Here is a 12,012-nt window from a genome sequence, read left to right on the forward strand (position 1 = left end):
AGACCCGGCACAAACCGGCCATCGCCCGCCGCCTGACCTTCTGACAGAAAGTACCTGAACGGCTACCCACAGTTCAGGAAAACGGGGCGGTTCATCCGCTGAAACATTGGACGGCCGGTCCCCGTCGTTCAGGGAACCGGCCGCCGGTCGACTACCGCCACCTCCTTCTGGCCCTCCGCAGGGTCGAGTCACCTGTGCGCTTGTCCCTGGCCACCGCCTCCGGCCCTGTCGTCGTCACCGGCCCCGCCTGACGCGTCGCCACCGATCAGGTCGCCTGCACCGTAGGTGGGAGTTTGTTGCGCCGGGTCGAACCCGGGCCGGTACATTACCGAGATCCGGTGCACGCACCACCGATCGCCGTATCGCCGCATCGTGAACGTCCAGTCTTGATCCGGCGCCGCCCACGAGTTGAAACCGTTCTCCCCGCGCGGATAGAAATCCGTAGTCGAGGTCAGCGTCACCGTCGCCGCGTCCCCGCCGGTCGACGTATACGCCACATCCGCGAAGTCGATCGACACCACGAACTTGTTCGGGGGCCATCCGGCCGTCTGCCGCTGCACCTCCGAGTCGATCACCTCCAGAACGTGACCGACGTCGCCGCCGCACACCGAGTCCTCCCACGGGCCGGACCCGACCGGGTTACCGGGAAGCACGTCGAAGGTGTCCCACCACCACGTCATCACCCGCAGGTCCGGGCGATCGGGCGGAGGATCAGGCCGCAGCAGATCGGCCGTGACACCGAGCGCGGCCAGAATCACCACCGCGACGAGCCCGACGACGCCGAGCCGCAGCCGTAACGACCGGCGAGCCGTCCGGCGATCACCCGACCCGCTGTCACCGGCGCCCCCGTCCTGCTGTGCGTCGGCCAACAACTCTGTGTCGTCGTCGTGGAAACGAGGGCGCAGTGTGGGCAGCGACGGCCCATCAGCGGTGAACAGTGGATCGTCGCCGTTGCGGAAACCGAGCATGACAATGGTCCTTTCTCCTGTCTGGGGAGTGCGGTGAGGTCACCGCCGCATTGGGGTTCGCTGCGCCGGCCGCGCCGTCGGACGTGTGGGATTCGCGCACGCCAGTTGCGAAGAGGCGCCGCCGGCCCAGCGAACGTGCCCCGGCTTAGGGCTCGGTGATGGCCGGGGCGTAGGTCAGGCACATGCGGTCGATGTCGGAGTCCGACGTGTAACCGGCCCGCACCCGGATCGGGGTGGCCCGGTCATCGCCGTTCACGTAGCCGATACCGGCGCCGGTCTGTTCATCGGCCGGGATCAGATGCGCGTGCGCACCCCTTGCGGTAGCGCCGCCCCCCAGCACCAGATCGGCCTGCCCGACCTCATCGACCCGCAGCACGATGCGCGTGGTGAACAGCTGCCGCATCGGCACAATCTCTTTGCGCGGGTCCTGCACCGCTGCCATCACCGACACCGACAGCGAACGCCCCTGAGTGAGGATCAACCCCAACGCCCGGTTAAACCGGTCGACCAGATCCTTAGACATGTACACCGTGCAGGCCGCTAGCTCATCGATGTTCAGCAGCACGTACGGATCACCCGGCACCGGCACGTGCGTGCGCGTGTCACCGGCCATCGCCGCCCGGCGGGTAGCCACCAACTCAGCAGCTCTCTCGACCAGTTCCACGATGTCCTCGGGATCAGCGGCGTAGCGCCGCCACAGCCACTTGCCCTTGGCGAACTCCACGGCCTTCGGGTCGACGGTCCACACCTCACACGCCCCGGCCCGGATTGCCGGGCACAGCGAGCGAATCACCGCCCACTGCACCGACCCCTTACCGCCACCGGTCGCCGCCCCGATGAACAGGTGACGCCCGAGAAGGCGTTCCCGCCACTGCTGGCCGTCCTCCCGCATCCCGAGCAGCGCCGAGTAGAAGTCGGTCTCGGCCGGGATCGGCGGCGCCGGGAGCGGCGTGCGCAGCGGGTCAGTAATGTAGGCGCGCAGCCGCACCGTGCCCCGCTTGGGGGAATCCCCAGCGACGTGATGTACACCCCATGCTTCGGCGAAGGTCTCCGCGTGGGCGATGAAGTCCGCCGGAGACTGCCCATCGAGGACGTTCACGACCACGGTCCAGCCGTTGTTGTCCCCGGCGAGAGTCCACCGGCCTTTCGGATAACGCACCGTGCCACGCGAGAGACCGTGCCCGTCCCGGAACACCAGACCCAGCCGGAACACCAGACGCGGCCAGGAATTGAACTGGAAATGCCACATCCAGGCACGACGCGGGATCCACAACGAAATCTGATAACCCCATAAGCGCCAGACCAGCGCCCACACCCGGGCGCGCAGAATCCAAAGAATATAGAAGAGAGTCCATGCCACCGATAAGGCGAGCGCAGCGGCGGGCCGGGTAAACAGCACACCCAGCCACGCCACCGCCAGCACCAGCCACACCCCGAACGCAAAGAGTCGCCACAGCGTCCGCAGTAGGCCGTTCTGCCCGATCAGGTAGCCCAGCAGCAGAAGCACCGCCGGATCAGCCCGTCAGGACCGACGAGAACCGACAGCCGACCTTTTAGCTCGCCTGCTTCTGGGAACCCCGGACCGGCACCGTGGGATTGCCGTTCTCGTCCACGCACGCCCCGCCGATCGCCTCCACCGAGTCCGCCCGCCACGAAATCCCTGAACGGCCGTCGAACTCGTACTGATTGATCCGCATGCCCTCCACCCGCAGCGGCGCCGCCACCGGCAGTCCCGCCGCGTTCGGCACCGTCACGTCCGCCAGCTGCGCACCCGCCGCCTGAATCACCAGCATCTGCACTCGGTACAACGGCGCACCGGTCTCCCGATCGATCAACTGCTCCCCGCTTTTGCGATCCGTCCGCGGCTGAGCCACCCCCGCCGACAACACAATTGCACCCGTGAGATTGACGCTGATCTCATTCCGAGCCATGACAAATTTCTCCAACCTGATTCGTGAAACGACACCGCGACCTGCCGTGCCGCCCCGGCGATTCAGGCCCCCCGCTTCCCGGTGAAGCGGTGAATCGTCAGCAAGTACACGCGTACCGCAACTCGGAAGGTTCACGTGAATCACTGATTTCTTTGCGTGTTCGTCCAGCTAGGAGCATATGACTGCGAGTCATACCGGACACGCGTGATTCATTTCCCACGCGCTTATTCAAAGCACCCGAGTCGGGCATATTTGCATGAAGTGCAGAGTCTTCACGGACGGTATACCCAATTACAGAAATGGGTGACCGGTCGTGAACCTGTTACGCCGCATCCGGCCCCAGATCCCTCTCGATTTCCTCACGTCCCACCCGTCGCGCGTCGTCCCGGGCCGTCCTCGCCTGTTCGGCCAGCCAGCCACCGGCCGCGTCCAATCCGATGCGTGACAGCCGCAGCGCGGGCACAGTCACTGTCTGTCCCGGCATTCCCACCGGCGCCAGCCGGTCGTCACCCGTCCGCGCGGCCTGCTGCCGCCGGTAGGCCACCCGATCGGCGTGCAACGCAGCCAACGACGCGGAGTACCGGCGCGAGCGAGTGGCGACCGGCCCCCGATAGCCGTACTGATGCGCCCACCGCCGCAACTTCAACTCCGCCAGCCCCGGCAGGCTGCCCAGCCGCCACGCCGTACCGACCAGCGCCCGCACATGGGGCGCTACTCCCAGCAGCGGTATCTCACCGGCCCCACCGATCGGGCGCTCCAACCCGGCCGCGGTCTCCTTCGTGACGTACTTGGCCAGGTATGAGGCAAGCCGCCGCTCCTGCCCATCATCGGCCCCGGGCGGGATCGGATGCGCCTCGATCTGCTCACCGAAACGCAGCACCCACTCCCCGAGGCCGGGCACGTCCGCCTCCAGCCTGACCCGCCGCGCTGCACCGATCGCCGCCTCTGCCAGCAGTTCCGGGCTCAGCCAGGCCGGAGGCCCGGTATCCGGATCCCTCCCGGAGTCCGCCCGCACGATCGCGTGCAGATGCACCGCGCCCCGGGCCTGCATCTCCGCGACCCGTGTGGATTCGACCTTGACCGCCGCGCGCACCGCCGCCGCCGTCCGACCCGACAGCCGGCCGATTTCCCGGCCCGTCTGCACACTCCACCGGTTCCACAACGCACCCGCGTGTGCGTTCCACAACACCAGCCCCGCCCAGTCGTAACAACCCGCACACAACGGCGCGCCCAGCTCAGGATCGTGCTCACCGTGCCGCAGACCACACCACGCCGGTTCCCCGTGCACACACACCGGCCAATCCCGCCGCGCACGACACGGCCGGACCCGACCATCCACACCCGTGCGTCGGGTATGGACGACGCCGAACGACGGAGCGGTCAGCGTCAGGAACACCCGGGGATGCGACCGCACCGCCGCCGCCCGGCCCTTCCCGCCGACCATCCCCGCCAGCACCAGCCACCAGGTATCGCCGCGCCACCTCCGCGCGCACGAAGGACACACACCGGCGTGCCGCGACCCGCACGCCACCAGCAATCCACCCGCCGGACCCTTACCCGTCTCGTACTCGCCGACCAGCTCACCCGTGGACGCCGAGAACGACCGCACCGTCCCGGCCAGCCGCACCGGCCGCGTGCACCCACCCACCGCCGCCACTTGCTCGGACAACTCGGCGAGGCCACCCGACCGGCCCCACACCACAAGCCCCGACCACGCATCCCACGGCACACCGGCTCGCGCCAGCACCGCCGCCCAACCCTCTTCCTCCGACACGCCTCTGTCCTCCGCGCGCAGCAACCACCCAGCCCGGCGACCAGCGCCAGAACCGGCGGCTTGATTAGAGATTCCTTACAGTTCTCAAGGGCGGACTCCGGCCGCCGTGGCCTTCCCGCCGCCGCACCCTCGGGCCGGGTCTGCGGCGCGCCCGCTTCGGGCCTGCCGCCGCTAGCGCGCGGCACGGCCCGGCGGTCACGCCGCCCCGGACCCGGGCGGCAGCGGGAGCCACTCTGCCTCCGCCGCGATCAGCACAGACGAATGACTCTTTGTCGACGGCAATTCTGCTGTTCTGAATCCCCGTGCAAAACGCTGGCCACAGCCGTTATCACACGAATCAACGGCAACAGCGACAGGCTTTCAAGCATCATTTACAGCAGTTCTGCTGTACGGGATTCACCGTCGAGAGCGCGACCCGTCGTGCTCCTGCTTCGGCGTTACGCCGCCGCGATCTGCCCGGATTCATCGCGGCCCACCGGCCGATGGGAGTCGACCATCCGAGGCCACAGCCACCAGGACGCCGGACCCATCCGAAGCCGCGCCGAGTTCGCCTGGTGCAGCCGCGACAGCTCCCGCACCGCCACGTGCGCCGCCTCGATCGAGGAGTGCAGCGACACTGCGACCGGCACCGGCCCGGACGCCGACGCGACCCCATTTACCTGGAGGACCACCACCGACAGGGGCGGCAAGGCTGACTCACGCCGGGCGCGGGCGGACACGACCCCGGTCGGGGTGGCGCCCATCTGCACCATCGTGGCCTGATACGACGTCGAGAGCCCGAGTTCGGTCAACCGTTTGTGCACGTCGTGCTCGACGTAGCCGAAGTGCGCCGCGACCACCGGCAGCGGTTCCCGATCGGTCCACGCTGCCCGCAGAAGCACGTCATCCTCCACCGACCAGTACACCCGGCGCTTGGCGCGCAGCGAACGCCGCCAGTCGTAGTGACCATCCCCGCGCACCAGCCTTCGGATCGTCCATTCGGCAGCGACCGCCCGCGCCAGCCCCAGTTCCGCCGGACACATCGCGGCGAGCTGCGCCCGGATCGCCGACGAGGACCGCTCGTGCGCCGTCGCCAGCTCCGCGATACTGCGGCCCGCCTTCACGCCGTCGACGAGTTGGATGTTCTCCGCATCCGACCATGCCGACCCGCGCCGGATGCCCCCGCGGCCCGGTTCCGTCGAGCCGTCTTCTTCCGGGTGGGTCGGGGCGACCGGTTCATCTGCCGGGTCGCCCGGATTCGCATGCCTGCCCATGTCTTCGTCCTCCTGACGAATCGCCGTGGACAACCGGTGTGATGTCGGTTCTCGGCAAGGCCCACAGCAGGGGCGGCCAGCGCAACAGCGCGAGCGATCACAGGGATTGCGTGGATACTCGAATCACGCGAGAGCAGGAACAACAGCTTTCCTCGGGCGCTCCGAGAGCAGCAGGACTGAGCCCATGGCGCGCCGCCGGGCGCTCCGTCAGAGGGGGTCCTGTAGGGGTGGTGTGCTCCCGACGTCCGTCGACCCGGGCAAGCCGAGCAGCCCAGCACCGGGGCCGCCCATCGACTGGAGCAACCGTCACACGACGCGCGGTCAGGGGGCAGCCCCGGTGCTGGCCCGCACCCTCACGGCGGGACGACGGCCGACGGGAGCACACCACCAACTGCCCGTACGCGCAGCGCGCCCAACATCCAAACCGCCAGCCAGCAGCCGGCCGAATGCCTATGCAGCGTCATCCATGCACGAGGTCAAGAACGCGTCCACGTCCTCACGCCGGTACCGCAGATACTTCCCGACACGCGCAGCACGCGGACCGTACTTGATCGACCGCCATTTGTAGATCGTCGCTTTCGGCACCCGCAATTCCGCCGCGAGATCCTCCACCGTCAGCCACTCCACACGAGCCATGATTGCCACCTATCCCGCCAAGTCGGATCGAACCAGCGATCACGGATAGGCCGCGACCACCACACAGCAACGGCAAAGAAATGTGTGTGAGCACGCGACCAGTGCGGAAGAATGAGGGAAATCAGAAACGGGGGAACATCAACCCCGTACGGCGATCAGCGCGGCGACAGAAGAGGCACGGACGCCGACCGCCGAAGGTTCACGACCATTCGCCAGCCGACGCCCGCACCCCCACCCGATGAGCACAACCAAGCCCTCACGCCGCCGACGCAGCACCACCGGCCGCCGCCGGAACCAGCGCTTCCAGCACCGTCGCCGCACCCGTGTCCGCCACGTTCCGCCCGTAGTAGTTGTCCTGCGTCATTGACACCTTGCTGTGGCCGAGCTGATCAGCCGCAGCCCGCGCACCCAGTCCCGCACGGTCCATCAGTGTCGCCACCGTCTTGCGGAACACGTGAGAGGTCACCCAGTCAAACCCGGTGTCGTCGAAAGCGTCCCGCAGATCCGCCGCAGTGTTCGAGGGATCACGAAGACCGCCCATGACCGCCGGAAACACCACGTCACCGCCCCGAGGCTCACCCGAATCCGGTAGACGACCCTTCAGTATCTCGACCGCCCACGCGGGCATCACCAGCGTCCGGTAACCGGCGTCAGTCTTCGGCTCCTCCTTGATCATCAGCCCCTTGCCCTTGATTCGGATCACGGTGCCCCGTACCTCCACCGTGCGCGCCTCCAGATCCACGGCATCCCAGACGACCGCCGCCGCCTCACCGATCCGCAGCCCCGTAGCGAGCATCAAGTCCACGAACTCCGGAAGGTCCCGGTCGGTCGCCTTCTTGTCGGCCCGCAGCGCCGCCCGCAGTGCCACGCACTGTTCCACCGTCAGCGCCCGAGCGAGCTTCTTCGGCCCCATGTCCAGCGACGCGACCTCACGCACCGGATTCCGGTCGAGCGCGTCTTCCTGAACCGCCCGAGTCAGCACCCCAGAAAGCACCGTGCGAACCATCTTCGCCGACGACTTCCCGTGCTTCTCGCCGACCGTCGTCAGATGACGATGCAGCACCGACACCGTGAGCTCACGCAGCTTCAGATTCCCCAGCGCCGGAAGGATGATCCCATCCAGCCGGTACCGGTACTTCTCCTTCGTGCTGATGCTGAGCTTTCCCGCCTCGACCTGCTTCCACCATTCTTCGGCGAGCACGTTCAACCGAGTCTCACGCGTGATCCCCACCGAACCGCCACTGGTCCCGCGATCTCGTAAAGCCTCACGCAAATTGTTCTCAGCAGCACCCCTGGTCTTTCCGTGCCGCTCGACTCGACGCGTCACTCCGTCGAAATCCCGGAAGTACGTACGCGCCCGATATCCTTTGCCGTAACGCTCGGTACTGATCGAACCGTAGGTGCCGAGCGGAAGTGTTGGCCGTCCCATGCCTTTACTATACCCCATTAACCCCCCGAAAATGACGAATTACAGGGGTGATGAATAGGAACCAAAGAATAGCGTCTGTGCAGGTTAGGGGCACAATCGGCAATTAACGAAAAGCAACGAAAAATTGCCACTGGAATTCCGCGGGTTCTGGGTTCGATCCCCAGGCGGCCCACCCGCTGACCTGGGGCAATGCGCTCTTACGTGTTCCTATGCGGACACTGCTTGCTCGCCGGTTGCTCGCTTCTTCCGGCAGGTTGCTTGCGGTCGCGTGAGCCGTTGTGAGGCTGTGACCTGTGGCTTTGCGCTCTCACCGAGCCGTCGTTTGCGTGCGTTCACGCGTGCGCGCCGGCGGCGGTTCGCTGCGGTCACATCTCCTCTCAGTCGCCGGGCGGCGTCGAGGACGAGGAGGGCGGTGGCCGCTGCTGCGTCGTGTTGGGCGGGTGGGAGAACGCTGGTGTAGGTGTCGGCGGTGAGGACGATGCTGGCGTGCCCGAGCTGATCTTGAATCGTCTTCAGGTCCGCGCCGGCGCAGTGCGCCAGACTCGCGGCGCCGTGGCGGAGGTCATGGAGGCGGACCGGCGGCAGTCCGACGTCCTTCCAGAGTTTCCGGAAGCGGTAGGTGACGGTGCTGGGCCGCAGCTGGGTGCCGTCGATGCGAGTGAAGACGTGACCGGTGTCGACCCAGTCGTATCCGGCGGCGCGGCGCTCGAAGCGCTGTCGTTCGGCATGAGCGCGCAGGATTGCGACGGTGTGTTTGTCGATCGCGATCGTGCGGCGGCTGGCGGCGCTCTTCGGCGGTCCTGTGACGATCTCCGAGCCGGACTCGGTGGTCGACTGGGTGATCATGATCTGCCGCGCGTCGAGGTCGACGTCACACCACCGCAGGCCCACGGCTTCGCCCCGCCGGAGGCCGCGGAGAGCGACAGGTGGAAGAGAGCGTGGAGCCGGTCGCGCTGAGCCCGTTGGAGAAAGACGGCGAGCTGGTCGACGGTCCAGACCGAGACCGAGTCTCGCTCGTGGGTTCGGTGCCAGTGCTGAACGCGGGTGTCGGTCCAGACGACCGCGTGGGGACGGCGGGCCGGTGGGAGCTCGATGCGGCGGGCCGGGTTGTCGGTGATCATGCCTTCGCGGATCGCGGAGTTGAATGCGGCGCGGAGGGTGGCGCGGACGCGGTGGAGGGTGGAGCCGGCGAGGGGTTGGCCGTAGCGGTTGGTGCGCTGGGCGAGTTCGGCGAAGGCGGCGGTGAGTTGCCGGGCGGTGACTTGTCCGAGCTTGTAGTGGCCGAGGGTGGGGACGAGGTAGAGCTCGATGTGGCTGTGGTAGCTGCGCGCGGTGGTGGGCCCGGATGGAGGTGCGGGTGCTGATCCAGTGATTGAGCCATTGCTCGAGGGTCCAGGCGGCGCCGGCGCGGAGTTCGGGTGTCTGGGAGAGGAGTTCGTCACGGGCGCGGAGGGCAGCGGTTTTGGTGAGGAAACCGCCGCGGCGGACTTGGCGGGAGCGGCCGGTGAGGTCGGGCATGCGGCAGTCGAACGCCCATCGGCCGTGCCCGCGTTCGGACAGGCGTGGGCAGGTGCGGTTGCGGCGCCGGCGTGGGTGGTCGCTGTTGCAGGTGCAGTATCTGGTTATGGTGCCGTGTCTGGCCATCGTTTACCCCCGTGAGCTGCGGTTTGTCTTCGAGACTGCGCTCGCGGAATGGTGCGGGTATCCGCCTGAGGGTGGAGGTGGCGTGGCGGGGGTCAGGCGTGGGGTGTCGTCATCCGCCGATTCGTTGGGCGAGGGTGGGCAGGCCGGGGCCGGTGAGTTCGTCGGTGATGCCACTGCGGCCGGCGATGGCCATGAGGAGGGCTTCGGCGGGTCCTTCGACGCGGGGGCCGGTGCCGGTGGTCCAGTCGAGGTCGGTGGCGGCGAGGGTGAGGTCGCGGATGCGTTTCGGGGCGTGGATCAGCGGGACGGTGCGGGCGAAGTCGAGGGTGGCGATCATCCGTTCCGCCGGGATCGTGCGGGGCAGGCCGAGGGGTCGGCGGATGTCTTGCTGGTGGATCATGCCGTCGCACAGCGCGATCCGGCCGCCGCGGCCCGCGGTGATTCCGCGGGGATGCAGGCATGCTTTGAACAGAGTGATCAGTTCGTCGGGGCTGCGGTCGGCGTAGGCGTCGATGCGTAGCTGGTTGACGCGGCCGAACCGGAAGCCGCCCCGGAGGAAGGCGCCGACGGCGCCCAGCGGGTTGAGCTCGTCGTAGCTGACGACATGAGTCACGACGTCGCGGACGCACCATCCCGTGCACAGCGTCGGGGCCTCCCACTGCTCGGCGGTGAGCCCGGTGAGCAGGTCGAGGAGTTCGGCGCGCTCGTCTTCGGCGAGCCGCATCGTGTCGGTCATGACTGACTGGCCGCGAGGGTGGCGTAGCTGTCGAGCAGGAGTTTCCAGCTGCCGCCGCCCTGGATGGTGTCGCGGATCGTCTGCCCGCCGTCGATGCGTTCGAAGTAGCGATGTTCGAGGTCGACGGTCGTCTCGTCGGGGCCGGTCGCGGTGAAGCGGGCCTCGATCTCGCTGGCGTGCGCGGGGTCGGGGTCGAACTGCCAGGAACCGTTGATCTGCCAGGTGAACACCACTCGGTCCGGGGGCTCCCAGGCCAGGACGCGGCCCCAGTCGCATTCGCTGCCGTCGACGCCGCGTTCGTACCAGCGCCCGCCCACGGCCGGTTCGAGGAGGATCTCGGCGACGTCGGCCGGCCCGATGTGGAACTGGTGCGGCCACCACGCGTCAACCGATCCGGTGAACAGCGCGAAGGCAAGTTCGATCGGCAGGCCGACGGTGACGGTCCCGGTGATCGGCGGGATGGAGGCAGCAGTAGTCATGACGAGGCTCCGTGGTCGCGGGCGGCGTCGGCCGCTTTCTGGAAATTCGTGAGCGCGGCGCCCCAACCCCGTCCAACCACGTGCGCAGGGCCTCGACGCCATCGGGGTTGAGCCGGTAGATCCGGCGGGTTCCCTCGGCCTGGCTGATCACCAGCCCGCCGTCGCGCAGGACACGCAGATGCTGAGACACCGCCGGTCGGCTGATCGGCAGCCGGTCAGCCAGCTCCTGCACCGAGCACGGTTCGCGGGCGAGCAGCTCGAAGATCGCCCGCCGGCTCGGGTCTCCGAGCAGGCCCAGACCGGCATCTCCGTAAGCTGCCACGAACGGTAAGCCTAGACGCACATAGTGCGCGTCTCAAGCCCTCGCGGTGCTGATGACGCCGTCGATCGCGGCGGTGACGTGCTGGGTGATGATCTCGGGAAGTCGCGCGGCGGAAAGGGGGGTGCCCGGCGGGCGTGAGGTGAAGCTCGGGTGAATGGGCTGGAGGCATGCCCTGTCGAGATGGAAGGCTGGCGGCGTGGAGGACGAGCGGCGCGCGCATTGGGACGGCGTGTACGGCAGCCGGGCCGTGACCGAGGTCAGCTGGTTCGAGTCCGACCCCGCTCAGTCGCTGGGCTTGATCGCCGAGGCGGGCACTGGCCCGGGCGATCCGGTCATCGACGTCGGCGGCGGCGCGAGCGTCTTGGCCGACCGGCTGCTGGCGGCCGGCTACGCCGACGTGACGGTGCTCGACGTGGCCGCCGAAGCGCTGGCGACCAGCCGGGCGCGGCTGGGACCGGCGGCCGAGCGGGTGCAATGGCTGGTCGCCGACGTGCTGTCCTGGCATCCGCAACGCCGCTACGCACTCTGGCACGACCGCGCGGTGTTCCACTTCCTCACCGACGCGGCCGCGCGGGACCGCTACCGGCGCACCGCGTCGGAGGCTCTGGCTCCGGGTGGCCGCATGGTGATCGGCACCTTCGCCGCGGACGGGCCGACCCAGTGCTCGGGATTGCCCACCGCCCGCTACACCCCGCAGGAACTCGCCGCCGAGTTCCCGCGGCTGGAGCTGGTGGACAGCGCCCGGCAGGAGCACCGCACGCCCGGCGGCGGGCTGCAGCCGTTCACCTGGGTGCTTCTCGCCGATCCCGACCCCAGCGCGAAGATCTAGCCCGGCGATCG

At 68.1% G+C, this 12,012-nt stretch carries 12 protein-coding genes and 1 pseudogene; 1 reads left to right on the forward strand and 12 read right to left on the reverse strand.

The window, feature by feature from the left end; translation table 11 throughout:
- Positions 1 to 188: 188 nt before the first annotated feature.
- The 12 genes and pseudogenes from ACIBZJ_RS36710 to ACIBZJ_RS36765 all read right to left on the reverse strand — a co-directional run bounded on the left by ACIBZJ_RS36710 (position 189) and on the right by ACIBZJ_RS36765 (position 11,172).
- Positions 189 to 968, reverse strand: a complete 780-nt coding sequence (locus tag ACIBZJ_RS36710; protein ID WP_395938075.1) for a hypothetical protein — start codon at positions 966 to 968, stop codon at positions 189 to 191.
- Positions 969 to 1,113: 145 nt separating this feature from the next.
- A complete protein-coding gene (locus tag ACIBZJ_RS36715; protein WP_395938077.1) occupies positions 1,114 to 2,475 on the reverse strand; it encodes a hypothetical protein in 1,362 nt (453 codons plus the stop codon).
- 46 nt (positions 2,476 to 2,521) lie between these two features.
- Entirely contained in the window at positions 2,522 to 2,899 is a 378-nt protein-coding gene (locus tag ACIBZJ_RS36720; RefSeq protein ID WP_395938079.1) for a hypothetical protein, read from the reverse strand.
- Positions 2,900 to 3,221: 322 nt separating this feature from the next.
- Positions 3,222 to 4,673 (reverse strand): replication initiator, encoded by a 1,452-nt coding sequence (locus ACIBZJ_RS36725; RefSeq protein WP_395938081.1) that lies wholly within the window; start codon positions 4,671 to 4,673, stop codon positions 3,222 to 3,224.
- 437 nt (positions 4,674 to 5,110) lie between these two features.
- Positions 5,111 to 5,926 carry a hypothetical protein gene (locus ACIBZJ_RS36730; protein ID WP_395938083.1) on the reverse strand — a complete coding sequence of 272 codons (816 nt, stop codon included), beginning with the start codon at positions 5,924 to 5,926 and terminating at the stop codon, positions 5,111 to 5,113.
- 450 nt (positions 5,927 to 6,376) lie between these two features.
- Positions 6,377 to 6,562, reverse strand: a complete 186-nt coding sequence (locus ACIBZJ_RS36735; RefSeq protein WP_395938084.1) for a helix-turn-helix domain-containing protein — start codon at positions 6,560 to 6,562, stop codon at positions 6,377 to 6,379.
- Positions 6,563 to 6,818: 256 nt separating this feature from the next.
- Positions 6,819 to 7,991 (reverse strand): tyrosine recombinase XerC, encoded by a 1,173-nt coding sequence (gene xerC, locus ACIBZJ_RS36740; protein WP_395938086.1) that lies wholly within the window; start codon positions 7,989 to 7,991, stop codon positions 6,819 to 6,821.
- A 207-nt stretch (positions 7,992 to 8,198) separates the two neighbouring features.
- A complete protein-coding gene (locus tag ACIBZJ_RS36745) occupies positions 8,199 to 8,882 on the reverse strand; it encodes a site-specific integrase (RefSeq protein ID WP_395938088.1) in 684 nt (227 codons plus the stop codon).
- Positions 8,834 to 9,433, reverse strand: a complete 600-nt coding sequence (locus ACIBZJ_RS36750) for a phage integrase central domain-containing protein (RefSeq protein ID WP_395938090.1) — start codon at positions 9,431 to 9,433, stop codon at positions 8,834 to 8,836. The genes ACIBZJ_RS36745 and ACIBZJ_RS36750 overlap by 49 nt, the downstream gene beginning before the upstream one ends.
- Positions 9,434 to 9,744: 311 nt before the next feature.
- Complete coding sequence (locus ACIBZJ_RS36755) at positions 9,745 to 10,371, reverse strand: maleylpyruvate isomerase family mycothiol-dependent enzyme (RefSeq protein WP_395938092.1); 627 nt, start codon at positions 10,369 to 10,371, stop codon at positions 9,745 to 9,747.
- Positions 10,368 to 10,850 (reverse strand): SRPBCC family protein, encoded by a 483-nt coding sequence (locus ACIBZJ_RS36760; protein ID WP_395938094.1) that lies wholly within the window; start codon positions 10,848 to 10,850, stop codon positions 10,368 to 10,370. The genes ACIBZJ_RS36755 and ACIBZJ_RS36760 overlap by 4 nt, the downstream gene beginning before the upstream one ends.
- A pseudogene (locus tag ACIBZJ_RS36765) lies at positions 10,847 to 11,172 on the reverse strand (ArsR/SmtB family transcription factor). Before ACIBZJ_RS36765 ends, ACIBZJ_RS36760 begins: the two are co-directional and overlap by 4 nt.
- Positions 11,173 to 11,368: 196 nt before the next feature.
- Between ACIBZJ_RS36765 and ACIBZJ_RS36770 the strand changes: the two are divergent.
- Positions 11,369 to 12,001 carry a class I SAM-dependent methyltransferase gene (locus tag ACIBZJ_RS36770; RefSeq protein WP_395938096.1) on the forward strand — a complete coding sequence of 211 codons (633 nt, stop codon included), beginning with the start codon at positions 11,369 to 11,371 and terminating at the stop codon, positions 11,999 to 12,001.
- Positions 12,002 to 12,012: the final 11 nt, after the last annotated feature.

The sequence above is a fragment of the Cryptosporangium sp. NPDC051539 genome (genome assembly GCF_044454545.1).
Taxonomy (GTDB): Bacteria; Actinomycetota; Actinomycetes; order Mycobacteriales; family Cryptosporangiaceae; genus Cryptosporangium.